Here is a 24781-nt window from a genome sequence, read left to right as displayed (position 1 = left end):
TTGCTCATCGCACGCTCACCCCGTCAGGCCTGTGGAAAACTCCGGTCCGGCACCGTTCGGTGCTCAGTGCGCGGTCCAGCCGCCGTCGAGGACGAGCGAGGTACCGGTGACGAAGGACGCCTGCGGGCCGCACAGGTACGCGACGGCCTCGGCGACCTCCTCCGGCTCGATGAGCCGCTTGAGCGCGCTGTCCTGGAGGAGCACCTCGGAGACCACCCGTTCCTCGGGGATGCCGTGCGCCCGGGCCTGGTCGGTGATCTGCCGCTCGACCAGGGGGGTGCGCACATAGGCGGGGTTCACACAGTTCGAGGTCACGCCATGGGGGGCGCCTTCGAGGGCGGCCGTCTTGGACAGACCCTCCAGACCGTGTTTGGCGGCCACGTAGGCCGCCTTGTAGGCCGAGGCGCGCAGACCGTGCACCGAGGACACGTTGACGATCCGTCCCCACCCCTGTCCGTACATGTGGGGCAGGGCGCCGCGGATCAGACGGAACGGTGCCTCCAGCATCACGGTGAGCACCGTGTGGAACACCTCGGGCGGGAACTCCTCGATGGGGCGCACCAGTTGGAGGCCCGCGTTGTTGACGAGGACGTCGGTGCCCGCGGCGGCGTGCTCGGCGGCGTCCAGGTCGGTGAGGTCGAGGACATGCGGTTCGAGGGTGCCCGCCAGTCCGGCGGACCGTTCGGCGAGCGCCTCCAGTCCGGCGGCGTCCCGGTCGACCGCTCTCACCTTGGCCCCGGCGGCTGCCAGCCGCAGCGCACAGGCGCGGCCGATGCCGCCGGCGGCGCCGGTGACGAGGGCGGTGCGGCCGCCGAGGTCGAGCGTGGGGGCGTGGGGGCCCGGGAGGGCGCTGCTGCCGGTCATGCTCCGACCCTAGGCAGCGCCCCGCCCGGACCACATATGGTCACACCCCATACTTCACTCGGAAGTCGTGGGGTCGAACCATGTGGGTGCGTCCATCAGCGCCTGCTTGATCCGCAGCATGCCGAACTCGTCCAGCGCGGGCAGCGCGTCCACCGCGAACCACCCGACGTCGAGTGACTCGTCGTCGTTGACCCGCGCCTCGCCGCCGAGGGCCCGGCAGCGGAACGTGATGTCCATGTACTGGCAGACGTCGCCGTTCTCGTAGGTCACGGGCTTGAGCGCCTGGACGACGATCACCCGCTCCACGGCGCAGCGCACGCCCGTCTCCTCCTCGACCTCCCGCACCGCGCAGGCCGCGGGCTGCTCCCCCGGTTCCGGGATGCCGCCGATCAGCGACCACTTGCGGGTGTCCGAGCGGCGGTTGAGCAGCACTCTGCCGTCGTCGTCGAGGACGACGGCGCTGACGCCGGGGAGCCAGAGGGGGTCGTGACCTATGGACGTCCGAAGCGTGCGGATGAAGTCAGGGGTAGCCATGAAGCGACCCTAACCGGCGTCGACGACACCCTGGTGATCTTTCGGTGGGCGCAGGATCGGCGTACGTCACACGCCCTGGGAGCGGCGTCCGCGCAGTCCCGAGCCGATCGCCCAGCCGAGCCCGCCCGCGGCGATCAGCACCAGGGCCAGCTCCGGCAGGGTGCCGAGGCGGGTCGCCGGCGTCTCCGTCGACCTGAGCGGCACCTTCTGCACCAGCGAGGCGGGCACGAACATGCCGGTCTTCTGGGTGATCCGCCCGTCCGGCATGATGATCGCGCTGACGCCGCTGGTCACCGGCACGGTGACGGTCCGGCTGTGCTCCACGGCGCGTACCCGGGACATCGCGAGCTGCTGGAAGGTCATCTCGCTGCGGTCGAAGGTCGCGTTGTTGCTCGGTACGGAGATGAGCTGTGCGCCGTCGGTCACCTCGGAGCGCACGGCCCAGTCGAAGGCGGCCTCGTAGCAGGTGACCAGGCCGACCTTGGCGTCGGCCATCTGGAACACGCCCGGCTTGGTGCCGCGGCTGAAGTCCTGGTGGACCATGGAGGTCCAGTTCTTGTTGATCGCGCCGACGAGCCCGCGCAGGGGCAGGTACTCGCCGAACGGCTGGATCTGCCGCTTGTCGTAGGTGTCGGTGGGGCCCTTGACCGGGTCCCACAGGATCTGCTCGTTGTAGAGCTTGCCGTCCCGCTCGACGACGCCGCCGACGGAGATCGGCGCGTCGATGGCCTTGGCCGCCTGCTCGATGACCGCGGCCGCGTCCGCGTCGGCGTAGGGGTCGACGTCGGAGGAGTTCTCCGGCCACAGCACGATGTCCGGCTTCTCGATCTTGCCGGCCTTCACCTCGGCGGCCAGCCGCTCGGTCTCGCGCGCGTGGTAGTCGAGCACGGCTCGCCGCTGGGCGTTGAACTCAAGCCCCGCGCGCGGCACGTTGCCCTGGATGGCCGCGACGGTCACGGTGCCGTCCTCGGCCTTGTCGCTCACCAGTGTCCGGGCCGCGAGCGCTCCGACCACCGGTACGGCCACGCTCAGCAGGGCGACGGCGGCGGCCGGACGCCGTACGGCACCGGTGCGCCGCCGCTCCACGACCAGCCGCGCGATCTCGTACAGCCCGAAACCGCACAGCACGACGGCGAAGCCCAGCACGGGTGTGCCGCCCAGCGCGGCGAGCGGCAGGAAGACGCCGTCGGCCTGACCGAACGCGATCTTGCCCCAGGGGAAGCCGTCGAACGGAGCACGCGCGCGTGCCGCTTCTCCGGCGATCCACACGGCGGCCGCCCACACCGGGGCGCCGGGCAGCTTCGAGACGGCGGCGACGCCCACGCCGACCAGCGCGACGAAGATCGCCTCGATCGCCACCAGGGCGAGCCAGGGCACGGGACCGACCTCGACGCCGGTCCACACCAGCAGGGGCAGCAGGAACCCCAGGCCGAAGAGATAGCCGAGACCGAAGGCCGCCTTCCAGCCACGGCCGCGCAGCACCCAGCCGAAGACGGCGAAGGCGGGCAGGGCCAGCCACCACAGGGTGCGTGGCGGGAAACTGACGTAGAGCAGCACTCCGGAGAGCGCCGCTGCGGCGGCCGGGACGAGACGGCGGAGCCGGGCGGCCCAGCGGGAGGCGGGCGCGGACTGCGGTTCCAGCCGGTCCGACTCGTCCACGGAAGTTGCGGTGACGGTCACTCCGGGAGTGTACGGCGGTTGACCTCGGCGTCCACAGCGCGGTCCGCCTGCTGACCGTGGCGCCGCTCACGCGCCCGCGCCGCGTGGATCCCGCACAACTCGTCCACAAATCACCCATCAGCGGTTACGGTGTGCCGAAGTCCCTGCCGTACGCGCGCAGAGCGTCCGGGCCGCGGGGGCCACAGGTCGGGGGACCGGCGTTTCGGGGGGCGGGGTGGGTTCCACGGGGATGGCGTCTGTGGCCGGTTCCGAGGAGGAAGGCGACAGACGAAACGTTTCCGACGTGGTGGGCGTACTGGTGCTCGGCGCCTGCGCCGCCTGGTCGCTGATCACCGCGGCCGCCCACGACGGGCGTCCGGAGGGCGTGCTCCTCGCCCTGCTGGCCGTCGCCGCGGGATATGCCGCCGGCCGGATCTCGGGGGCGCTGCTGCCGGTCGCCGCCCCGTGCGCCGCCGCCCTGACCGGACTGGGCCTGACGGTCGGCCTCCCCCATCTCGCCCCCGGACCGGAGATCGTCGGTCCGCTGGGTCACGCGGGCGCCACCGCCGCCCTCCTGACGCTGGCCACCGGCGCCGCGTGCTGCGCCGCCTGGACCACCGGCTCCCCCGCCCTGCGAGCCCTGCTGCGGCTGTTGGCCGCCGGCATCGCGGTGGCCTCGGCCGCCCTGGGTTCGGTGCCCGGACTCATCACCTGCACCGCGGTGCTGCTCTGCTCGCTGGCCTCGGGCCGGATGCGCCACCGCGGTCCGGGCATGGCCGGTCTCGTCCTTGCCGCGGCCGCGGTGACCGGCCTGACCTGGGCGGTGGCCGCGAACGCGGTACCGGACGGGCTCGCCGGGGCACTGCGCGGCCGGCTCACCCCGCACCGGATCGGCCTGTGGCACGACGCCCTCCACCTGGCCCGCGAGGACACCGCCCTCGGGGTGGGTCCTGGCCGCTTCGGGGAGCTCAGCGCGACGGCGGCCCAGTCCGTGCTGCCCGACGGGAAACCGCACTCGGCACCACTGCAGATGGCCGCCGAGCAGGGCGTGACCGGGGTGCTGCTGCTGGCGGCGGCGTTCTGCTGGCTGTTGTACGCGCTGTGGCGCTCTCCCCGCCCCACGCCGGTCGTCCTCACCGCGGGCGCGGCTCTGACGGCGCTGGCGGCGATCGCCGCGGTCGGCAACGCGCTGAGCTTCACGATGGTGTCGGTGGGCGTCGGGTTCCTGGCGGGTCTGGCGACGGCCCTCCCGCTCACGGACGGACCGGCCCGCAGGTGACCGGTCGGTCCGGTCTCAGGGGCGCGGACCCGCTGCCTTGGGCCGCAGCCGGTCGCGGATGATGCGCACGGCGGCCTCCGCGTCGTCCACGGTGACCGTGAACGTGTGGCCGTCCCAGAGTTGAAGGACGAGACCCTCACCACGGCGTACGACGACGGCGGTCCCCTTCTCGGGGCGCCAGCGGTAGCCCCAGCCGCCCCAGTGCCGCGGCGTGACGTGCGGGACGAACTCGGCTCCGGCGACGTGGGCGAGCGGGATCCGGCGGCGCGGCACGCCGATGTGGCCGCAGCGCACCTCCAGGAAGTCCATGTCGACCCTGAGCGCGACATGGACGAAGGCGAGCGTGAGGAAGAGGACCAGCAGTCCTGCCGCGATGCAGCCGACCACGGACATGACGAGCGGCGCGATGCCGGAGGTCCACGCCGAGTCGACGGCGAGCTCGATGCCGAGCGCCACGATCGCGGCGCCCCCGCACGCCAGCAGCCATTGGATCCGGTTGGAGGCGCGGCCGGTCCAGACGTCGGTGTGGTGCGAGGTGTGCTCGCCGTGGAGGTGGTCCCTCATGCCTACGAGATTACTCAGGTTTCGCCGCGCGGGTAGGTCGTCGCACAGAGTGACTGCTCCGGGCGGGGCATTCCGGCCGCCCGTGCCGCTCAGCGGGCGGGGGTGGCCGTTCGCAGGAGCCGGCCCTCCGCGTAGGCCAGGGCGGGCGCGGGCAGGGTGGTGCCCTCGCGTCCGCTCAGCAGCACCGTGAGGGTGCCGGTGGCCGCGGCCTGGGGCGCGGGCTGCTCGCCGATCCGGCGCAGCGCCTGGGCGGCGACCGCTCCGGCGGAGCCGTGCAGGACGAGCGGCGGACGGCCGGGGCGCTGCACGGCGGCGCGGATGCGCTCGGCGACCAGTTCGTAGTGGGTGCAGCCGAGGACGACGGTCGTCACGTCGGCGGGCGTCAGGGCGGCGGCCGCGGCGACGGCGGCGTCGATGGCCGCCTCGTCGGCGTGCTCCACCGCCTCGGCGAGGCCGTGGCAGGGGACCTCGGTGGCGGGCACGCCGTCGGCGAACTCCTTGAGCAGGCCGCGCTGGTACGGGCTGCCGGTGGTGGCGGGGGTCGCCCAGATGGCGAAGGGGCCGCCGGCCGCCGCGGCGGGCTTGATCGCGGGCACGGTGCCGATGACCGGCAGTTCCGGTTCGAGGCGGGCGCGCAGGGCGGTCAGGGCGTGCACGGTGGCGGTATTGCAGCCGATGATCAGGGCCTCGGGGTCATGCGCGGCGGCGGCCTCGGCGAGGGCCAGGGCGCGCGCGATGATGTCGTCCGGTGTCCGGGGGCCCCACGGCATGCCGTCGGGGTCGAGGGAGAGCACGAGATCGGCGTCGGGGCGCAGTCGCCGTACCGCGGCGGTGGCCGCCAGCAGACCGATTCCGGAGTCCAAGAGCGCGATCTTCACCCGGCCACGATAGACGATGAGCCCTTGGGGGCCGGTTGCGTGGGGCAGACTGCGCGCGTGAGCGCCGTCGCGTGGATTGCCGCCGTATCCCTCGCCGCCTGGTTGTGGCTGCTGCTGTGCCAGGGCTTCTTCTGGCGTACGGACGTGAGACTGCCGCCGGAGCGGGATCCGGAGGCCTGGCCCTCCGTGGCGGTGGTGGTGCCGGCTCGCGACGAGGCCGAGGTGCTGCCCGCGAGCCTGCCCTCTGTTCTCGCCCAGGACTACCCGGGGCGCGCGGAGGTCTTCCTCGTCGACGACGGCAGTACGGACGGCACCGGGGAGCTGGCACGCGAGCTGGCGCGTCGGCACGGCGGACTGCCGTTGACCGTGTCCTCTCCGGGTGAGCCGCCGGCCGGGTGGACGGGCAAGCTGTGGGCCGTACGCCACGGCATCGGCCTCGCACGCGCGCGTGGGCCCGAGTACCTGCTGCTGACGGACGCCGACATCGCCCACGGGCCGGACAGTCTGCGGCGGCTGGTCGCCGCCGCGCACGCCGGCGGCTTCGACATGGTCTCGCAGATGGCACGGCTGCGGGTGGAGAGTCTGTGGGAGCGGCTCGTGGTGCCGGCGTTCGTCTACTTCTTCGCGCAGCTGTATCCGTTCCGGCGGATCGGCAGGCGGGGTGCGCGGACGGCGGCTGCGGCGGGCGGCTGTGTCCTGCTGCGCGCCGAGACCGCCGAGCGGGCGCGGATCCCGGACGCCATCCGGCACGCAGTCATCGACGACGTGGCCCTCGCGCGGGCCGTCAAGGGGGGCGGCGGCCACATCTGGCTGGGTCTCGCCGAGCGGGTGGACAGCGTGCGCCCCTATCCCCGGCTGCACGACCTGTGGCGGATGGTGTCGCGCAGCGCGTACGCCCAGCTCCGCCACAACCCCCTGGTGCTGCTGGGCACGGTGGCCGGGCTCGCGCTGGTCTACCTGGTGCCGCCGGTCACCGTCGTCACGGGCCTGGCGACGAGAAGCGCGGCGACCGTGGTGCCCGGGGCCCTCGCGTGGCTGGTCATGACGGGGACGTACGTGCCGATGCTCCGCTACTACCGGCAGCCGCTGTGGCTCGCTCCCCTGCTGCCGTTCACCGCGTTCCTCTATCTCCTCATGACGGTCGACTCGGCGGTGCAGCACTACCGCGGGCGGGGCGCGGCCTGGAAGGGCCGGACCTACGCCCGCCCGGACGCGGTCGTCGGCGAGGAGCGCTGAGGCCTCACTTGCGGCCCGGCGTCCAGTTCATGCCCCAGCCGTAGGCCTGGTCCACGGTCCGCTGCGGGCTCACCCCGCGCTCGGGCACCAGGTAGCGGGCCTCGCGCTGGACGACCAGGTCGTCGCCGGTGCTGGTGATCAGGGCCAGCGCGCACACCGTCGAGGGCACGGTGCACTCGTCGAGGGAGAAGTCGATGGGGGCGCCGTGCTGCGGCTGGAGGGTGACCGTGGCGTGCAGGTCGGCGAAGGAACGCGCCCCCTCGTAGATGGTCACGAAGACGAGGATGCGCCGGAAGTCCCGCTTGTGGTCGAGGTTGACGGTGAGGTTCTCGCCGCTTGCGACGGCACCGGTGCGGTCGTCGCCGTCGAGGTGGATGTACGGCGGCTGGTGCAGGGCTCCATAGGCGTTGCCCAGCGCCTGTACGACTCCTTTGCGGCCGTCGGCGAGCTCGTACAGGGCGCACAGGTCGAGGTCGAGGTCGGCGTGCATGGCCACCGCGCGGCCGCGTTTGCCGCCCCAGCCCGAGAACTGTTTGTGCACCTGCCAGTTGAGGTTCACCCGCATCGCACCCGAGGTACCGCCCTGTTTGGCGAGGGAGACGGAGGGGGCCGCCTTGGTGAGCGTGATTTTGGAGAGGCTGACCGGTGGTGAGGAAGGGGTCGGTGGTGGCGCCACGGGTGCCGCCCGCTGGGGCTCGTCCACGGTGATGCCGAAGTCCGTTGCCAGGCCTTCCAGTCCGCTGTCGTAGCCCTGACCGACGGCGCGGAATTTCCAAACACCCTGACGGCGATAGAACTCCCCGAGGACGAAAGCGGTTTCTACGGTGGCACCCGTGCTGTCGAACCGCGCGGCCACGTTGCCCCGCGCCGCATCCCGCACCTCGATGTAAAGATCCGGGATGCGGGCGAAGGTCCCGCCGTCCGCGGAAGCGGCGAGTACGACGGTCTCCACCGACGGCTCCACGCGCGCGAGATCGACGAGCAGTGTGTCGGTCACGCGGCCGCCGTCGGTCCGTTTGCCCTCGTGGCGGACGGCTCCGGAGGAGTGCTGCGGCTGGTTGTAGAAGACGAAGTCGGCGTCGGAACGGACCTTTCCGCCGACGAGCAGCAGGGCCGAGGCATCCGCGTCGGGGACCCCCGGTCCGGTGCGCCAGCCCAATTCGACGCGCAGTGCCGTCGCGGGCACCGGAGCGTTCGATCCTTTCGGCATTGACATGTCCGCCCCCATCGGGTGTCGGCAGGCCAGGACGCGCCCCGGCGGTCCTTGGAGTTCTTACCCGCTCAACTTATTCCCCCGGCACGGCGAACTCCCATCCCACGCACAGGAAGATCGCCGGCCAACCCTCGGTAACCCCCTCGGAACTCGGCCTTTACAAGGATGGGACCTGGATTGGCGTCCTTTTTTGCCGAGTTCGCTCGCATTGGGGGTCCCACGTCACTGCCGACACGGAAAACAACCCTCTTATCGGTCTCCCCAACCAGCACATCGTGGGCTTAACTTATGTGCCATGACCTCCCCCCGCTCCACTTATGGCGGCGGCTACTACTCCGCCTCCTTCCCGGACACTCCGATCTACGACTCACTCGTGGCCGAGCGGGGCACCCCGCAGATCGCCCCGATCCGGGTCCCGGCCGCGTACGACGTCCCGGCAAGCCACCTGCCCGCTCTGCCGTCCGCGCTGCCCGCTCTCCCCGCGGGCCCCTCCCAGCCCTCCTACGGTTACCCGCAGGCGCAGCAGCCCTCCCCGCTGCAGCAGGCGCCCGCGGCGTACATCCCGCAGCAGGCCGCCGCGCCCCGCGGTTATCCCGGTCCGCAGCAGCAGCCGCGTCCGGCCGGTCCGGGCATGGCCACGGGCTACGAGGCCATGCGCCCCGCGGCTCCCCGGCCCGCTCCGGCGGCCCCCTACCACGATCCGTACAACAACCAGCAGTACCGCGCGTACTGATTTACCTCCCCGACTGTCGGTGCCGCCTGGCACGATGGCCCCATGGGGAATGCGCAGCTGCTGTCGATACATGTCCATCCGGTCAAGGCGTTCCGGGCTCTGACGCTCCAGGACGCCGAGGTGGAGCCCTGGGGGCTGGCCGGAGACCGGCGCTGGACGCTGGTCGACGACGGGGGAAAGGTCGTCACCCAACGACAGCAGCCACGCCTCGCACTGGCCGCCGCCGAGCTGTTGCCCGGCGGCGGCGTCGTTCTGTCCGCGCCCGGCATGGATCCGCTGACCGTGGCGGTCCCCGAGCCGGGCGAGACCGTCACGCTGGACGTCTTCGGGGACAAAGTCGAAGGGGTGCCCGCCGACGCGGCCGCGCACGCGTGGTGCAGCGAGTACCTCGGCGCTCGGACCCGCCTGGTCCACATGGACGATCCCGCCACCCGCCGCCCGGTCGAGCCCGAGTACGCGCTGCCGGGCGAGACCGTCACGTTCGCCGACGGGTACCCACTTCTGCTCACCTCCGCGGCGTCCCTCGACGCCCTCAACTCCCTGATCTCCGACGGCCCGCACGCGACCGAGGGCCCCCTGCCGATGAACCGTTTCCGGCCCAACGTGGTCGTGGGCGGCACCGACGCCTGGGCCGAGGACGACTGGTCGCTCGTCGCCATCGGGGACGTCACCTTCCGGGTGGCCAAGATGTGCGGGCGGTGCGTGGTGACCACCACCGACCAGGACCGGGCCGTCCGCGGCAAGGAGCCTCTGCACAGCCTGGGACGGCACCGGCGCCTCGGCGGCAAGCTCGTCTTCGGACAGAACCTGGTCCCCCGGTCCCGTGGCACGATCCGGGTCGGCGACCCGGTCACGATCCTCGAATAGGAAGCGGGCGGAGGGTCGGGACAGCGGCCGATGGACGAGGTTCCGCCAGAGATCCACTCCGGCCCGGGCCCGGGAACACCGCCCGGGGGCCCGCACGTTGGAGCCTTCGTGAGGAGTTCATGAGAGGACCCGGCCGCAGGTGATTTCGCTCTCTCTTCGGCCGGTCCCGCGCGTGGACGACTCCGTCGGGGGTTATCACGGAGCGGGAAGGGGGTGCGGACGGTGCGAGCGATCAGTGGACTCTGGCGTTGGCGGCACAATCCGCTGCGCCGTGGGACCGATCTGGCCGAGGCGTGGCTCGGCCTCCTGGCCCTGCTGCTGATCCTGGTCGCCGCACCGGTGATCGGCTCCCTCACCGGGACCGCGGCCCAGGACGCGCTCCAGCGGTCGGTCCGTGAGCAGCACGATTCCCGTCGGCTGGTGACGGCGACCGTGCTCCGCGAACTGGAACGCTCGCCGCTGGACGCCGACCCCGAGGCCGCCTCGGGGCGGGCGCCGCGCACCCGGGTGGTGGCCGACTGGACCGCGCCGGACGGCACTTCGCGCCAGGGCACGGTCATGGCCGCCCTCGAGACCCCGCACCGCGGCGACCACTTCACCCTGTGGACGGACCTCCAGGGCCGCACGGCGGCCCGGCCGCTGGACCCCGCCACCGCCACGACCCATGCCGTCCTCGCGGGCACAGGCGCGGCCCTGCTGACCGCGGGCCTGGTCGAGGCTGGCAGACGGCTCGCCGTCTGGCGCATGGTCCGCCGCCGGTACGCCCGTTGGGACCAGGCCTGGGACCGCGCGGGCCCGGACTGGGGCCGGACCGGCACCGGTAGCTGACGGCCTTACGGCTCTGGTCAACCCACCACCCGCGCGCACGCTACGGTGGACCGGCCGAGGTCCCTCGGCAGCACAAACCCGCGTACTACGAGGTGGGGGCACGGCAACGCCATGGCACAGGGCACGGTCCAGGTGACGCACACCGGTACATCGCGGTGGCGGCGCCGCACGGGTGAGTACGCGTCGCTCGCCGCCGCCCTGGAGGCCGCGGCGGACGGGGACGTCCTCACCATCGCGCCCGGCACCTACCGGGAGAACCTCGTCGTGCAGCGGTCGGTGACCCTGCGCGGGCCCGAGGGGTCGCCCGGCTCCGTGCGCATCGCGCCCGTGGACGGCGTGCCGTTGACCGTGCGCGCCTCCGCCGTGGTGCAGGACCTGCACGTGGAGGGCCAGGACGCCGCCGCGCCCGCCGTGCTCGTCGAGGAGGGCACACCCGAGCTCACCGACATCCGGGTGGTCACCCGGTCCGCGGCCGGCATAGAGGTGCGCGGCGGCGCGCGCCCGACGGTGCGCCGCTGCACCGTCGACAACCCGGCCGGCATCGGCATCGCCGTACTGGACGGTGCGGGCGGGGTGTTCGAGGAGTGCGAGATCGTGGCGGCCGGCCAGTCCGGCGTCGCGGTGCGCGGCGGCGCCCACCCCCGCCTGGAGCGCTGCCGCATCCACCACACCGCGGGCGCGGGACTGGCGGCGACCGGCGAGAACTCCGCGCTGGAGGCCGTGGGTTGCGAGGTCTACGAGGTCCGCGGCAGCGGGGTCCAGATCACCGGCCGGGCCACCGCGCACCTCACCGACTGCGATGTGCACCGCACCACCGGCGACGGCGTCACGCTCGACACCGACGCGGTGCTGACCCTGGCCGACTGCCGTATCCACGACATCCCGGAGAACGCGGTCGACCTGCGCTCCCGCTCGGTGCTCACCCTGACCCGCACGACGGTCCGTCAGTTCGGGCGCAACGGCCTGTCGGTGTGGGACCCGGGCACGCGCGTGGACGCCAACCAGTGCGAGATCTTCGACAGCACGGGCGACTACCCGGCCGTCTGGGTCAGCGACGGCGCCACCGCCGTACTGGACTCCTGCCGGGTGCACGACGTGCCGGACGCCCTGTTCGTCCTGGACCGCGGCTCCCGCGCGGACGTCGTCGACAGCGACATCTCGCAGGTGCGCAACACCGCCGTGTCGGTGAGCGACGGTGCCACCGCGCAGCTCGACGACTGCCGGATCCGGGACGCGGCCACCGGTGCCTGGTTCCGGGACCACGGCAGCGGCGGCACCCTCAACGGCTGCACGGTGGACGGCACCCAGACCGGCGTGATCGTCACCAAGGGCGCCGACCCGACGATCGAGCGCTGCACGGTCGACTCCCCCGCGGAGGCGGGCTTCTACGTGTCGGCGGGCGGCCGCGGCAGCTTCCTGAACTGCCGGGTGACGGGCAGCGGCGGGTACGGCTTCCACGTCATAGACGGCTGCCGTGCGACGCTCAGGAAATGCCGCACGGAGCGCTGCGCGCGCGGGGGTTACGAGTTCGCGGACGCGCCGGACGCTGCCGCGGGAGCCGGTCCCGTGGTCGAGGACTGCACCAGCGACGAGAGCGGCGGTCTGAACCCGCCCGCGGCCCGGGAGACGGTCGTACAGACGGAGTCCCGCTCCCCCGGTCTGCTGGGGTCGATCCCCGGGCAGCGTGTCACCGAGCAGGAGCCGCTGGTCGCCCCGGCCGAGCCGGAGAAGCCGTCGCGCACCTCGAAGGACGTCCTCGGCGAGCTCGACGCGCTGGTGGGCCTGGACAGCGTCAAGCGCGAGGTGCGGGCGCTCACCGACATGATCGAGGTGGGCCGGCGCCGCCGGCAGGCGGGTCTCAAGGCGGCGTCCGTCAAGCGCCACCTGGTCTTCACCGGCTCCCCCGGCACCGGCAAGACGACGGTCGCCCGGCTCTACGGCGAGATCCTCGCCTCCCTCGGTGTCCTGGAGAAGGGACATCTCGTCGAGGTGTCCCGGGTCGACCTGGTCGGCGAGCACATCGGTTCCACGGCGATCCGCACCCAGGAGGCCTTCGACAGGGCGCGCGGCGGAGTGCTGTTCATCGACGAGGCATACGCGCTGTCGCCGGAGGACTCGGGCCGGGACTTCGGCAAGGAGGCCATCGACACGCTGGTGAAGCTGATGGAGGACCACCGGGACGCGGTCGTGGTGATCGTCGCCGGCTACACCGCCGAGATGGAGCGGTTCCTGTCGGTCAACCCCGGTGTCGCGTCCCGTTTCTCACGGACCATCACCTTCAGCGACTACAAACCCGAAGAACTCCTCAGCATCGTGGAACAGCAGGCCGAGGAGCACGAGTACCGGCTGGCTCCGGGCGCCGCGGACGCCCTGCTGAAGTACTTCACGGTGCTGCCCAAGGGTCCCGCCTTCGGCAACGGCCGTACCGCGCGCCAGACCTTCGAGGCGATGGTGGAGCGGCACGCCAGCCGGGTCGCCCAGGTGGACGACCCGACCACGGACGACCTGACCCTGCTCTACGCCGAGGACCTGCCCGGATCGTCCTGAGACCGCTGGCCCGGCACGTCCGGCTGGAGGCGGCCCAGCAGTCTCGCCCGCTCCTCGGCGAAGACCGGGTCGGCCTGGTAGTCGGAGTGGCCCAGGATCGGCGCGGGCAGCGGGTGCAGCTCGGTGCGGCCGTAGGCGAGCGGGTCCTTGAGGGGCTCCCGGTCCACCTCGGGGCCGCAGTCGCCGGGCAGCCGGACCGGGCCGCCGATCGGGTCGGTGAGCCGGTACAGGTTGCGCCAGCAGTCCACGTCGTGGTGCAGGGCGCTGAGCGCGGCCGGCCCGAAGTGGGCCGGGAACCAGCGGCCGTAGAGGCGCTCCAGCGGGGAGCCGTAGGTCAGCAGCGCGACGCGCTTGCGGACGGTCGGCTCCAGTTGCCAGGCCGCCGCGGCCGCGAGCACGCTGCCCTGGGAGTGTCCCGAGATGACCAGCCGACCGTGCGTGGCGCGGATCCAGGTCGCGATCCGCCAGGTCAGGTCCGGTACCGCGCGCTCGGCGTAGCAGGGCGGGGCGAAGGGGTGGGCGGCGCGCGGCCAGAAGGTGCCCACGTCCCAGAGGATGCCGATGGTCCGGCGCGCGGAGGGGTCCTTGTAGGCGCGCCGGCCCCAGGTGACGAACAGGATGAAGCCGAGGCCGATCAGCCAGGAGCCGAGGGCCTGTGCGGTGTCGGCGGCGCTCTGGACGAAGGGGTACGCCCCCTCGGCGGCCCCGGCCGGTGTCCTGCGGGAGGTCAGGGCGCCGACGAGGGCTGCGGCTCCGAGGAGCAGGGTGCTGGCCGACGTGACTCCGAGGAGGCGGGGTCCCCGGTCCGTCAGCGCCGCCATCGCGCGGGTGCGGGCGATGCGGCGGGTGCGTGCCGCGTCCTTGGGCTCGGCGGGGTACTCGCTCTCGACGGTGGCGACCTGGGTCAGGCCGGAGCGCCAGGTGCGTCGGCCGAGCCAGGCGCAGTGTCCCAGCAGGACGACGAGGACCAGCGGGATCACGGACGCCTGCCAGGTCAGCAGGACCGGCGGGCCGGGGATGCCGGTGCCGGTGCCGTCCAGCCAGTCCGCCACGCGCTGCGAGACGCCGCCGGACATCACGCCGCCCAGGGCGCAGGCCAGCGTCGCCACGGCGGGTCCGGCCAGGCCGCGCATCGCGGCGCGCGGGTCGGGGTGCGTGCGGTACAGGAGGTGCGCGACCACGGCCAGGGCGACGACCAGCAGTCCCTGCACGAAGGCGATGCCGCCGAAGGTGGCGTCCCCCGACAGCCGGCCGTGCGACTGCCAGCCCGGCCGCTCCCAGCCGGCGTACACCGCAGCGAGGGCGAACAGGAGGAGCGCGGCGAGCGGCAGGCGCCGTACGAGGTGCTCGTCGAGCTGCCGGTCGAGGTACTTCTCGCTGCGGCCGCGTCGGCACACCACCCAGACGACGGCGAACCCGGCGGCGACGAGAGCGGCCTGCAGCAGCCTGCCGAGCGTGTCGAGGAGCGCGGGGCCGCCCGGCGCGCGATCGAAGCGGGCCGCCGTGGAACTGACCGCCGCCGCGATCGTCACCAGGCCAGCGGCGGTGTGCGCGGCCCGCAGGCGGGCGACCAGGCGGCGGCCGTACCAGAAGCCGGGGCGGCCGAGCGCGGTGCGGCCGTGGTCCTCCTCGGGCTCGCCGGCGCGGGACATGGGCTGCTGGGACTCGTAGGCGCTCCAGGTGCGGTGGGACAGGTACCAGAGCAGGCCGGTCAGCGCGGCCGGGACCAGGGCCGCGAGGGCGAGGCGGCGGCCCGGCCTGCTCCACCAGCCGTCCTTTGACACGTCGGGCGACAGGAAGCCCAGCCAGGTGTGCGACTCGGCGCACGCGCGTGTGCCCGCGCACTGCCAGGCCGCGAGGTCCAGGGCGACCTCGCAGGCGGCGGCGACCAGCAGAACGGTCAGGGTCAGGCCGGCGAGCCGTACCAGCAGGCCGTACAGGCGGACGGTGCGTTTGCGGCCGCGGGCGGTGGGGCGCATCCAGTGGGCGAGGTTGACCACCATGAACGGCAGTAACAGCAGCCACAGGGCGCGGGTGCCGTTGCCGGAGGTGAGGTTGCACCAGACGTACGCCTCGGGCACCGGGCCGGTGCTCGCGTCGCGTGGTCTCCGCTCGGCGTCGACGTCGTCGGCGCGCCGGAAGACGGCCGCGACGTCGTCGCCGGTGATCCGCACCGTGCGCGGGTCGTCGAGCATCTTCTCCGGCGTGGTGCCGCCCACTCCGTGGACCAGGAGTTCCAGGGCGGTTCCGGATTCTTCGGGCCGGGCGGGCGAGCCGTCCGTGCCCGTGGTCGTGACACGTTCCACTGTCTTCGCACTTCCCCCGTGACGCGCCGTCGGCATCTGTCCGTGCGGGCACAAGGATCTCCGCTCGGCGCGTCGCGCACACCCCTTGTCACCGAATCTCCCCGATCCGGATGACACGCCGGGCCCGGCTGTCACCCCGGTGACATGAGCGCGACGGGGCGGTCGGTGGCGCTCCGGGTGGGGGCCCGTGCGAGTATGGGACGTCCCGCGCACCAGGGACGGGCAAAATGTGCTTGTGGGAGAGGGTGCGCAGGGCATGTCGGACAGCCGCGGCGAAAGGACCGGAGCGTACGTGAGTGAGAATCAGAACCTCCTCGCGGAGCAGCGGCGCGCCCTGATCCTGGACGAGGTCCGGCGCCGAGGCGGGGTGCGCGTCAACGAGCTGACCCGCAAGCTCGGCGTGTCGGACATGACCGTACGGCGCGATCTCGACGCGCTGGCCCGCCAGGGTGTACTGGAGAAGGTGCACGGCGGCGCGGTCCCGGTGGTGGAGGCGAGCACCCACGAGCCGGGCTTCGAGGCGAAGTCGGGTCTGGAGCTGACCGCCAAGGAGGACATCGCCCGCTCCGCGGCGGAGCTGGTCGCCCCGGGCACCGCGATCGCCCTGTCGGGCGGTACGACGACGTACGCGCTGGCCCACCATCTGCTCGACGTGCCGGATCTGACCGTCGTGACCAACTCGGTGCGGGTGGCCGACGTCTTCCACGCCGCGCAGCGCACCACGGGCCCCCGTCAGGGTGCGGCGACCGTCGTGCTGACCGGCGGGGTGCGCACCCCGTCCGACTCTCTGGTGGGGCCGGTGGCCGACCAGGCGATCGGGGCGCTCCACTTCGACGTGCTCTTCCTCGGTGTGCACGGGATATCGGTCGAGGCCGGCCTGTCGACGCCGAACCTCGCGGAGGCCGAGACCAACCGGCGGCTCGTGCAGTCGGCACGGCGGGTCGTGGTGGTCGCCGACCACACCAAGTGGGGCACCGTGGGCCTGAGTTCGTTCGCCTCGCTGGAGCAGGTCGACACGCTGGTGACGGACGCGGGGCTGCCGGCGTCGGCGCGCGCGGAGGTCTCGGAGCATCTGCGGCGGCTGGTCGTGGCGGGCGAGTCCGTTGACGGTACAGACATCTGACTGAGCGTCAACTAGGCTGACTCTCCCGTTCACACCCTGGGGGGTTGGCCATGGCTCACCAACTGCGCGAGGTGGGGCTCGACTTCATCGAGACCGCACCCGTACGGATGGTGTTCGTGCAGGAGATGTCGGCTCCGCCCGAGGAGGTCTACCGGGCGCTCGCCGAGGACGTACCGGGCTGGGAGGAATGGTTCTCGGCGGTGACGCTGGCCCGCTCGACCGGGGACGGTTCGACGCGGGAGATCCGCCTCAAGGGCGGCGGGCGCTTCCAGGAGACGATCATCGCGGCGAAGGAGCCGGAGGTGTACGCCTACCGGGTCGACGTGGCCAACGCGCCCGGCGCCCGTGCCATCGCCGAGGAGTGGCGGCTCGTGCCCGCCGGTACGGGCACGAGTGTGCGGTGGACCTTCGCCGTGGACGGCACGGCGGCGTTCCGGGTCGTGGTGAGGCTCGGGCGCGCCGGGCTGGGGCGGGCCTTCCAGGACGCGGTCCGGAGGCTGGACCGGCGGCTCGCGCACTAGGACCTGTCGTTTGGAGCAGGCCCTGGGGATCAAGATCAGGACCAGCGGCTCGCAGGCTCGTTCCGCGTTCGCGATCACCGGTCGGGCCGCCCGGCTCGTGGGAGCGCGGGACTAGTCCTTCCTGGTGAAGGTGCCGAGGCCGGTCGTGTCGAGGTTCTCGACCCGGACCTTGGCCGCGCGCCCGCCGGACCCGACGGTGAAGGTCACACCGGACAGGCCGACCGCGTTTTCTCCGGTGGTGCGGTAGCTGAAGGTGTCACCGTCGTAGTGGCGCAAGGGGAACCGTTGCTTCTTGGGGCCGAGTTGCATGGTGAGCTCGTCCCCCTGGGCGCTGACGGTCATCGGGCCGTAGTACTCGTTGGCGTACGTTCCGGTGTAGGCGCTGTTCGCCTTGGCGGGTGCGGGTGAGGCCGGCGGCTTGCTGTAGTCGACCTCGGAGCGTTCTCCCGCGGTCGCCTGCTTGAAGATCGGCCCGAGGAACGTCAGCCAGTCGACTGTCGGTCCGCCCGTCTGCGCGGTGTCGAGGAACGTGGTGGCGATCGCCTCGGGCACGCCGATGGGCTCGCCGTTGGTCAGGACGACGATGCCGAGCTTCTCCGACGGCAGCAAGCTGACGTGGGTGGCCGCCCCCAGCGCGAAGGCGCCGGAGTGGCCGAGCTTCAGCCTGCCCTGGTCGTCGTAGCTCACGTTCCAGCCGAGCCCGTAGAACCCGGCTCTGCCCGCGGGAGCGTGCGGCGGTTCGGACACGATGTGCGGCAGGTGTGTCTGCTCCAGCGCGTCGGCGTCGACGACCTTCCGCCCGTCGAACGTACCGTTGCCCAGTTGCAGGCGCAGCCACTTCGTCATGTCCCGGACGGTGGAGCTGGCCCCGCCCGCCGGGCTCTGGGCGTCAGCGTCACGCACGTGCTCGGCACGCCAGGTGTCCCCGCTCCTCACATGCAGGACGGCCTTGTTCTCCGCCTTCTCGTAGTCGGCGAAGGAGGAGCTGGTGGAGTCCATGCCGAGCGGCTCGTACAGCTTCCGGGCGGACAGCTTCTCCCAACTGGTCCCCGCTGCCCTCGCGGTGGCGACGGCGGCTTCGGTCAGCCCGAAGTTGGTGTACGCGTAGTGGGCACGGAAGGGAGCCAGCGCTTGGTAGCGGAGGTGGTTCAGGATGTACGAGCGGTCGTAGCCGAGGTCCTCCAGGAGGTCTCCGGCGTGGTCGGGCAGTCCGCTGCGATGCGAGAACAGGTCGGCCAGCGTGACATGGCGGGTGACCCACGGGTCCTTCAGGGTGAAACCGGATTCGTGCTCGACGACCGGGTCGTCCCAGCCGACGGTCTTGTCCCCCACGGCCGCGGCGACCACGGTGGAGGCGAGGGGCTTGGAGACCGAGGCGAGCTGGAAGACGGTGTCCGCTCCGACCCGGCTGTCCGTGCCTGCCTCCCGGACGCCGAAACCCTTCAGGTACAGCACCTCGTCGTCGTGCACCACACCCACGGCCACCCCGGGCACACCGGTGCGGCGCATGGCGTCGCGTACGACGCCGTCCAGCCGGTCCACCGCGGTCTCGACCTCGGCCCGGGTGAGCTGTGACGGTGGCTGGGCGGGTGGGACGGTGGGCAACGGCGACGTCGCGTCGGCCGCACGGCCGACCGCCGCTGCGGTCGTGTCGGCATCGGGCCCGGTGCAGCCGACGGCCAGCGCCGCCACCAGGCCCAGTGCCGCGACGGAGCGAAGTGGCCGGCGGCTTGTGCTGTCGAGTCGGGGCATGGATTCCATGTAAATCCCTCCCCCGGTGCCTGGCGCGCCTTCGCAGGCCGTTCGGGGGGTCCGTCACTCGTCGTCCCGTTTGGCCCTCCAGCCCCACGCTTCGGCCGGACGGCATACCCTGACGTGCTTGTCGGCCGGCTTGACCGACCTGCGGCACACCGGTGAAACCAGTGCGGAGCGGCAGGGCCCGGGCCGGCGGCGGGCTCAGTCGGGCCAGACGCCCGTCTCCAGCAGGGTGGCGATCGCCGCCGTGTACGGCTCGATGTCCAACCCCTGGTCGGCCAGCCACGCGTCCGAGTAGTACTTGTCCAGGTACCGGTCGCCCGGGTCGCAGAGGAGGGTGACGACACTCCCCCGACGCCCCTCGGCCACCATCTCGGCGATGATCTTCAGCGCGCTCCACAGTCCGGTGCCGGTCGAGCCGCCCGCCCGGCGACCGATGGCCCGCTCCAGGGCGCGGACGGCGGCGACGCTGGCCGCGTCCGGGACCTTCATCATGCGGTCGATCGCCCCGGGCACGAAGCTCGGTTCCATACGTGGCCGGCCGATGCCCTCGATGCGCGAGCCGCAGTCGCACGTGACGTCCGGATCGCCGGTGCTCCAGCCCTCGAAGAAACAGGAGTTCTCCGGATCGGCCACACAGATGCGGGTGTCGTGCTGCATGTAGTGGACGTACCGGGCGATGGTCGCCGAGGTGCCGCCGGTGCCGGCCGTGGCGACGATCCACGCGGGCTCCGGGAAACGCTCCAACTCCAGTTGCCGGAAGATGGATTCGGCGATGTTGTTGTTGCCGCGCCAGTCCGTGGCCCGTTCAGCGTAGGTGAACTGGTCCATGTAGTGGCCGCCCGTCTCCACCGCGAGGCGGGCGGACTCCTCGTACATGGTGCGCGGGTCGTCCACGAAGTGGCACCGGCCGCCGTGGAACTCGATGAGGCGAATCTTCTCGGCGCTCGTCGTGCGCGGCATGACCGCGATGAAGGGCACGCCGATCAGCTTCGCGAAGTACGCCTCGGACACGGCGGTGGAACCACTGGACGCCTCGATCACCGGGCGGCCCGGCCGGATCCAGCCGTTGCACAGGCCGTAGAGGAACAGCGAGCGGGCGAGCCGGTGCTTGAGGCTGCCGGTGGGGTGGGTCGACTCGTCCTTGAGGTACAGGTCGATACCCCACCTCTCCGGGAGCGGGAAGCGCAGGAGGTGCGTGTCGGCCGAGCGGTTGGCATCGGCCTGTACCTTGCGGACGGCGTCTTTCAGCCAGCCGCGGTAGGCGGTGTCGCTCCGGTCGATGTCGGGGGTGTCGCCGGTCCGGGTCTGCTGAGGGGTGCTCACGACGGGGCTCCTAACACTTCGCGCCGACGGCGCGTCGCGCGGCCGATGCCTCGATCATAGACACCTTCCGCACGCTTCTCACCTGCATAAACACCCCTTTGAGAGCCTCAAAGGCACTCTGGGGTCACAACGGCGCGGGACGGCGGGGGCGCATTCGGACGAGTGCTCCGGGCGCTTCCGGCGAGATGTCATGCGTACTGGTGCTCGACGCCCCTGGCGGGCAGACTGCACCGGGCGGGACGGACGTCTCGAACGGGGGCGCGCACACTGGATCACGATCACGACAGATGCCGGCTCTCGGTCCACGCGGGAGCACGGGCCGGCACACCGACGCGCACAAGGGGGCGGGACGGCATGGCGGAGCCGGAGTTCACGGCTACGGGCGTGCGGATCGGGAAGCGGCTGCGATCGCTCACCCGGGCCGGTCAGGTCCGGATCAACGACGGCAGACTGGAACTGCTCACCAGTTACGGCAGCGAGATCGACAGCGCGCCGGTCCAGGCGGTGCGCGCTTCCAAGCCCTGGTTCGCTTCCGACGACCGGGCCCTCGCCGACCTCAACGGCAACCGGTACCTGCTGACCCTGGGCGAGCACGATCCCGCTCCGGGCGAGCCGGGGCCGCCCGCGGCACGCCGGTTCATCGAGGCCGTACGCAGGGCTGCGGGGCGTAGCGACTAGGTCACCGCGAGTTGCGGTGATGCGCCTCCTGCGTCACGCTGGTCTCACATCACTCTGGGTTTACCGGCGATCACGCTGCAAACCAGCCCGCCGGGCACGACAGCAGGCGGCCGCTTCACGCAGGCACCTGCTGGATCGATCCGAACTCCGTGTTCTTCCGGACCTCACGTCGGGGAGTCGCAGCCGTGATCAGTCACCCAAGCAGGCATTGCACAGTGGAGCTTCAGGCTCTGCCGTCGCGGATCGGCCAGGTCCGCAGAATCCTTTCCGCACAGTTGCGGTACTGGCATATGGATCCCCTCATAGACCGGGCCGTGCTCGGTGTGACGGAGCTGTTGACCAACGTCCACCGCCACGCGCAGCCCGACAAGACGTGCACCGTGGAGATCGAGCTGCTGCTCGACCGGCTCATGGTCTCGGTGCACGACCACGACCCGCGTCTGCCGGTCGTCGCCGACATCAAGGACACCGAGCCGCTCGCCACGTGCGGACGGGGGCTCGCTATGGTCGCCGCGGTCAGCGAGAGCTGGGGCGTACGGCCGGACGGCGAGTCGGGGAAGATCGTGTGGTTCACGCTGCCGACGCCCGCCGCCGCGCGGCCGCCGCGGCGCACCGTCCTCGACAAGAGCGCGCTCAGGTTCACCGAGGTGCGGGCCGACGGACGCAGGCCCGAACACGCTCCCGCCCGGTCCGCCGTTGCCGGCTGACCGGGCGGTGACACCTTCTCTTCCTGCTCGTTCGGCCGCGGGGCGCCATAAGGCGGCGCCGGGACGACGGTCGCTTCCAGTCCTACGGGCCACCACGCGTTCGTCGCCCGCGACAACTGCGGGACCCTCCGGCTCTGTTCAGGCGGGCGAGCGGGCTCAGTTCAGTGACCGGCGGTGGACCCTTGCCCGTGTCGCCGGGGCGCGAGCGGTCGTATTGCGGCGGGGTGGGACAGGCGGGTCGGGCGGGTCGGGCGGGTCGGGCGGGCGCAGGCTCGCGAGGGCTCCCGCGCGATCGTCGTTCCGAACACGGGCCCCCTGTGTGGCTCTGTCGCGGCTGACGCCCCGGCTCAGGTCGGCAAGGGCCGGTGGGCCCTTGGCCGTATCGTACGAACTCGGCTCAGCGAGCGCCGGTGGGCCCTTGACCGTCTGAGTCGGTGACGATCCCTCGTAGTCGTCGAGGCGGGACGGCGGGCGCGGGCTCGTGAAAGCCTTCGCGCGTCGCCGTCCCGGCGTCGGCCCGCTCGTCCCGCGCTACCCCGGGGCCCACGCCCCGGCTCAGCTCGGCGAGCGCTGGTGAGGTCTCGCCTCTGTCACTCCGTCGCGATTGCCCGGAGTACGTCGAGGCGGGCGGCGCGGCGGGCCGGGCGTAGGCCCGCGAGGGCTCCGGCGGTGAGGCCGACCAGGGCGACGACGGCCAGTTGCAGGGGTGGTACCGCGAAGGCGAAGGTGCTGTCGCTCGTGCCGTCCGAGGCCTTGACCAGGACCCAGCCCAGGAAGGCGCCCAGGGCGAGTCCGCCGACCGTGCCGAAGGCGGCGACCAGGATCGACTCCCAGCGCACCATGGCGCGGAGCTGGGAACGGGTCTGGCCCACGGCCCTCAGCAGGCCCAGTTCGCGGGTGCGCTCGTGGATCGCGAGGGTCAGTGTGTTGGCGATGCCCAGCAGCGCGATGAGGACCGCGAGGGCGAGCAGCGCGTAGACCAGCGTGAGCATCATGTCGATGCCTCCAGCCGAGGACTGCGCGTACTCCTCGCGGGTCTGCACCTCGGGATGGCCGTACCGCGCCGCCACCTTCTGCACCGCCGCCTTGCCCTCGTCGGTGCTCACGCCGTCCTTGAAGGAGACCGCGACGAGCGTGTCGGAGTCCTGCGTGCGGTGCGGGGCCCATGCCGCTCGGGTGATGACGTAGTCTCCCGCCAGTTCGGACCGTCCGTAGACCGCGCGGACGGTGAAAGTGCCCTTCTCGCCGTCGGTGAAGGTGAGCCGGGCCTTGTCCCCGGTCGTGAGGCCCTGTTTCTCCGCCTCCGTGCCGATGATGGCGATGCCGTCGGTGCCGAGGTCGCGCAGGGAGCCGCGGACGGTGCCGAGATCGAAGGTGCGCTCCAGTGCGAGCGGGTCGGTGACGGTCAACGCCCGTCCCTCGCCGTTGACTTCGGCGACACCCCGGCCGAGGCCGACAGCCGTGTCCACCTCGGGAAGCGACTCGAGCGCTCCGGCGAGACGGGGGCTGAGGCCGCTGCCGCCCGCGCCGAACGACGGGGTGCTGACGGCGACATCGCCCGCGAAGGACCGGGACACGGTCTGGTCCATGGTGGCCTTCAGGGACGCCCCGAACACCGTGAACAGCGAGACCACGGCCACGCCGATCATCAGCGCGCTCGCGGTGGCGGCCGTCCGCCTGGGGCTGCGCAGGGCGTTGCGCCGGGCGAGGGAGCCGGTGACGCCGCGGAGCCGGTCGAGGGGACCGCCGAGGACGCGTACGGCTGTCGTGGAGGCGACCGGGCCGAGGACCACGAAGGCGACGAGGGCCAGGACCGCGCCGGTTCCCGCGAGCCAGATGGACGGTGACACCAGGACGCCGGTGAGGGTGACGGCCACCGCGAGCGCGGCCAGGCCGGCCCCGGTGACCGCACGGACGCGGGAGGCGCCCGACTGGTCGACGGCCGTCTCGCGCAGTGCGGCCAGGGGTGCGGTGCGTCCGGCACGTACGGCGGGCAGCAGCGCGGAGCCGAGGCAGACCACGACGCCGACCGCGAGCGGCAGCACCATCGACAGCGCGCTGATCACCAAGTCGCCTTCGGGGAAGGGAAATCCGATCGCCGGGAACAGGCTCTGGAGACCCGCGGCGATCCCGATGCCGCCGGCGATGCCCGCGGCGGAGGCGGTGACGGCCACGGCGCTCGCCTCGGTCAGCGTCGACGCGGTGACCTGGCGACGGGAAGCGCCGAGGGCCCGCAACAGGGCGTTCTCACGGGTGCGTTGGGCGACGACGATCGCGAAGGTGTTGTGGATGGAGAAAGTGGCGACCAGGAGGGCCACGCCCGAGAACACCAGCAGGAACGTCGTGAAGACGGCCAGGAACTGGCTGGAGATCATGTCGGTGTTCTCCTCGGTCGACTCCTGACCGGTGATCGCCTCGACTCCCTTGGGCAGTACGGGAGTGAGCCGGTCGACGAGTTCCCGCTGGCTGACACCGGGACCGGCGCGCACCTGGATGCTCGACGCCTCGCCCGGCCTGGCCGTGAGGTACTTCTCGGCGTCGGCGCGGGTCATACCGGTGAAGGTCACCTGGGCCATACCGTCCTCGCCGCCGAAGGTCGCGAGGCCGACGATGGTCACCTCGACGGGGTCGGGCGTACGCAGGACCGTCGTGTCGCCGATCTTCAGGCCGCCCCTCTCGGCGGTGCCTCGGTTGACGACGACCTCACCGGACCGCTCCGGGGCACGGCCTTCGGCGAGTTGATACGGGTTGAGCTCCGGGTCGTCGATCCAGTTGCCGGCGAGGGTGGGCGGGCCCTGGCCGCCGATGGGCTCGCCGTCGGCGCCGACGAGTTGGCCGGCGCCCTGGATGTCCGGGACGGCGGCCGCGACGCCGGGGACCTGTTCCACGGTCCTGACCAGGTCGGTGGCGACCGGTTCGCGCACGCCCTCGCTCTCCCCCGGCGTGGTGATGGCCCCAGCGCTGCGGACCACGGCGTCGGTGCCGCCGGTCGCGTTGCCGAACATGGTGTCGAAGCCGGCGCGGAGGGTGTCGCCCATGACGAGGGTTCCGGCGAGGAAGGCGACGCCGAGGAACACGGCGAGGAAGGTTCCGGCGAAGCGCCGCTTGTGGGCGCGCAGGGAGGACACGCTCAGGCGGAGTGACGCGTTCATGAGAGATCCTC

General features: G+C 72.3%; 20 protein-coding genes. 10 read left to right on the top strand and 10 right to left on the bottom strand.

What is annotated here, in order from left to right; genetic code table 11:
* Positions 1-63: 63 nt before the first annotated feature.
* From ABZ098_RS17130 to lnt, 3 genes are all read right to left on the bottom strand, one after another.
* Positions 64-864: a 3-hydroxybutyrate dehydrogenase gene (locus ABZ098_RS17130; RefSeq protein ID WP_356591797.1), complete on the bottom strand. Its 801-nt coding sequence runs from the start codon at positions 862-864 to the stop codon at positions 64-66.
* A 54-nt stretch (positions 865-918) separates the two neighbouring features.
* Positions 919-1398, bottom strand: a complete 480-nt coding sequence (locus ABZ098_RS17125; protein ID WP_356591795.1) for an NUDIX domain-containing protein — start codon at positions 1396-1398, stop codon at positions 919-921.
* A gap of 66 nt (positions 1399-1464) precedes the next feature.
* A complete protein-coding gene (gene lnt / locus ABZ098_RS17120; protein ID WP_356591793.1) occupies positions 1465-3078 on the bottom strand; it encodes an apolipoprotein N-acyltransferase in 1614 nt (537 codons plus the stop codon).
* A 229-nt stretch (positions 3079-3307) separates the two neighbouring features.
* On the opposite strand from lnt, the gene ABZ098_RS17115 reads away from it, so the two are divergent.
* Positions 3308-4336, top strand: a complete 1029-nt coding sequence (locus ABZ098_RS17115; protein ID WP_356591791.1) for a hypothetical protein — start codon at positions 3308-3310, stop codon at positions 4334-4336.
* Between the two features lie 15 nt (positions 4337-4351).
* On the opposite strand, the gene ABZ098_RS17110 is transcribed toward ABZ098_RS17115, so the two are convergent.
* Positions 4352-4900: a hypothetical protein gene (locus ABZ098_RS17110; protein WP_356591787.1), complete on the bottom strand. Its 549-nt coding sequence runs from the start codon at positions 4898-4900 to the stop codon at positions 4352-4354.
* 89 nt (positions 4901-4989) lie between these two features.
* Entirely contained in the window at positions 4990-5778 is a 789-nt protein-coding gene (locus tag ABZ098_RS17105; protein ID WP_356591777.1) for an aspartate/glutamate racemase family protein, read from the bottom strand.
* Between the two features lie 39 nt (positions 5779-5817).
* On the opposite strand from ABZ098_RS17105, the gene ABZ098_RS17100 reads away from it, so the two are divergent.
* On the top strand, positions 5818-7014 hold the full coding sequence (locus ABZ098_RS17100; RefSeq protein WP_356591775.1) for a glycosyltransferase: 1197 nt from the start codon (positions 5818-5820) through the stop codon (positions 7012-7014).
* A gap of 4 nt (positions 7015-7018) precedes the next feature.
* Here the strand turns inward: ABZ098_RS17100 and ABZ098_RS17095 are convergent, their stop codons facing one another.
* Positions 7019-8224: a TerD family protein gene (locus ABZ098_RS17095; RefSeq protein ID WP_356592325.1), complete on the bottom strand. Its 1206-nt coding sequence runs from the start codon at positions 8222-8224 to the stop codon at positions 7019-7021.
* Positions 8225-8522: 298 nt separating this feature from the next.
* Here ABZ098_RS17095 and ABZ098_RS17090 point away from each other — a divergent pair, with 298 nt between their 5' ends.
* From ABZ098_RS17090 to ABZ098_RS17075, 4 genes are all read left to right on the top strand, one after another.
* Positions 8523-8960, top strand: a complete 438-nt coding sequence (locus tag ABZ098_RS17090; RefSeq protein ID WP_356591773.1) for a DUF6643 family protein — start codon at positions 8523-8525, stop codon at positions 8958-8960.
* Positions 8961-9002: 42 nt separating this feature from the next.
* A complete protein-coding gene (locus ABZ098_RS17085) occupies positions 9003-9827 on the top strand; it encodes an MOSC N-terminal beta barrel domain-containing protein (RefSeq protein ID WP_356591771.1) in 825 nt (274 codons plus the stop codon).
* Between the two features lie 222 nt (positions 9828-10049).
* A complete protein-coding gene (locus ABZ098_RS17080; RefSeq protein ID WP_356591769.1) occupies positions 10050-10655 on the top strand; it encodes a hypothetical protein in 606 nt (201 codons plus the stop codon).
* Between the two features lie 111 nt (positions 10656-10766).
* Positions 10767-13202, top strand: coding sequence for a right-handed parallel beta-helix repeat-containing protein (locus ABZ098_RS17075; protein ID WP_356591767.1), 2436 nt, complete (start codon positions 10767-10769; stop codon positions 13200-13202).
* Here the strand turns inward: ABZ098_RS17075 and ABZ098_RS17070 are convergent.
* Entirely contained in the window at positions 13172-15508 is a 2337-nt protein-coding gene (locus ABZ098_RS17070) for a hypothetical protein (RefSeq protein WP_356591765.1), read from the bottom strand. The two genes, ABZ098_RS17075 and ABZ098_RS17070, sit on opposite strands and share 31 nt — an antisense overlap.
* A gap of 292 nt (positions 15509-15800) precedes the next feature.
* On the opposite strand from ABZ098_RS17070, the gene ABZ098_RS17065 reads away from it, so the two are divergent.
* Together ABZ098_RS17065 and ABZ098_RS17060 are read left to right on the top strand one after the other, a co-directional pair.
* Entirely contained in the window at positions 15801-16631 is an 831-nt protein-coding gene (locus ABZ098_RS17065; protein WP_031060176.1) for a DeoR/GlpR family DNA-binding transcription regulator, read from the top strand.
* 50 nt (positions 16632-16681) lie between these two features.
* A complete protein-coding gene (locus tag ABZ098_RS17060; protein ID WP_356591763.1) occupies positions 16682-17152 on the top strand; it encodes an SRPBCC family protein in 471 nt (156 codons plus the stop codon).
* Between the two features lie 111 nt (positions 17153-17263).
* Here ABZ098_RS17060 and ABZ098_RS17055 read toward each other — a convergent pair whose 3' ends face one another.
* Both ABZ098_RS17055 and ABZ098_RS17050 read right to left on the bottom strand, forming a co-directional pair.
* Entirely contained in the window at positions 17264-18913 is a 1650-nt protein-coding gene (locus ABZ098_RS17055) for a serine hydrolase (protein WP_356591761.1), read from the bottom strand.
* 195 nt (positions 18914-19108) lie between these two features.
* On the bottom strand, positions 19109-20233 hold the full coding sequence (locus tag ABZ098_RS17050) for a PLP-dependent cysteine synthase family protein (RefSeq protein ID WP_356591759.1): 1125 nt from the start codon (positions 20231-20233) through the stop codon (positions 19109-19111).
* Between the two features lie 354 nt (positions 20234-20587).
* Between ABZ098_RS17050 and ABZ098_RS17045 the strand changes: the two genes are divergently transcribed.
* Positions 20588-20911 carry a hypothetical protein gene (locus ABZ098_RS17045; RefSeq protein WP_356591757.1) on the top strand — a complete coding sequence of 108 codons (324 nt, stop codon included), beginning with the start codon at positions 20588-20590 and terminating at the stop codon, positions 20909-20911.
* Between the two features lie 185 nt (positions 20912-21096).
* On the top strand, positions 21097-21618 hold the full coding sequence (locus ABZ098_RS17040; protein WP_356591755.1) for an ATP-binding protein: 522 nt from the start codon (positions 21097-21099) through the stop codon (positions 21616-21618).
* A gap of 590 nt (positions 21619-22208) precedes the next feature.
* On the opposite strand, the gene ABZ098_RS17035 is transcribed toward ABZ098_RS17040, so the two are convergent.
* Positions 22209-24770, bottom strand: a complete 2562-nt coding sequence (locus tag ABZ098_RS17035) for an FtsX-like permease family protein (RefSeq protein ID WP_356591753.1) — start codon at positions 24768-24770, stop codon at positions 22209-22211.
* Positions 24771-24781: the final 11 nt, after the last annotated feature.

Source organism: Streptomyces sp. NPDC006335, from assembly GCF_040612795.1.
GTDB lineage: Bacteria > Actinomycetota > Actinomycetes > Streptomycetales > Streptomycetaceae > Streptomyces.
This window is presented reverse-complemented; position numbering and strand designations above follow the sequence as displayed.

What these genes read in the sequence shown, in the direction of transcription:
- ABZ098_RS17130 (WP_356591797.1), bottom strand. Translation starts at nt 864, where the DNA reads ATGACCGGCAGCAGCGCCCTCCCGGGCCCCCACGCCCCCACGCTCGAC.
- ABZ098_RS17125 (WP_356591795.1), bottom strand. Translation starts at nt 1,398, where the DNA reads ATGGCTACCCCTGACTTCATCCGCACGCTTCGGACGTCCATAGGTCAC.
- ABZ098_RS17115 (WP_356591791.1), top strand. Translation starts at nt 3,308, where the DNA reads ATGGCGTCTGTGGCCGGTTCCGAGGAGGAAGGCGACAGACGAAACGTT.
- ABZ098_RS17110 (WP_356591787.1), bottom strand. Translation starts at nt 4,900, where the DNA reads ATGAGGGACCACCTCCACGGCGAGCACACCTCGCACCACACCGACGTC.
- ABZ098_RS17095 (WP_356592325.1), bottom strand. Translation starts at nt 8,224, where the DNA reads ATGCCGAAAGGATCGAACGCTCCGGTGCCCGCGACGGCACTGCGCGTC.
- ABZ098_RS17090 (WP_356591773.1), top strand. Translation starts at nt 8,523, where the DNA reads ATGACCTCCCCCCGCTCCACTTATGGCGGCGGCTACTACTCCGCCTCC.
- ABZ098_RS17085 (WP_356591771.1), top strand. Translation starts at nt 9,003, where the DNA reads ATGGGGAATGCGCAGCTGCTGTCGATACATGTCCATCCGGTCAAGGCG.
- ABZ098_RS17075 (WP_356591767.1), top strand. Translation starts at nt 10,767, where the DNA reads ATGGCACAGGGCACGGTCCAGGTGACGCACACCGGTACATCGCGGTGG.
- ABZ098_RS17060 (WP_356591763.1), top strand. Translation starts at nt 16,682, where the DNA reads ATGGCTCACCAACTGCGCGAGGTGGGGCTCGACTTCATCGAGACCGCA.
- ABZ098_RS17055 (WP_356591761.1), bottom strand. Translation starts at nt 18,913, where the DNA reads ATGGAATCCATGCCCCGACTCGACAGCACAAGCCGCCGGCCACTTCGC.
- ABZ098_RS17045 (WP_356591757.1), top strand. Translation starts at nt 20,588, where the DNA reads ATGGCGGAGCCGGAGTTCACGGCTACGGGCGTGCGGATCGGGAAGCGG.
- ABZ098_RS17035 (WP_356591753.1), bottom strand. Translation starts at nt 24,770, where the DNA reads ATGAACGCGTCACTCCGCCTGAGCGTGTCCTCCCTGCGCGCCCACAAG.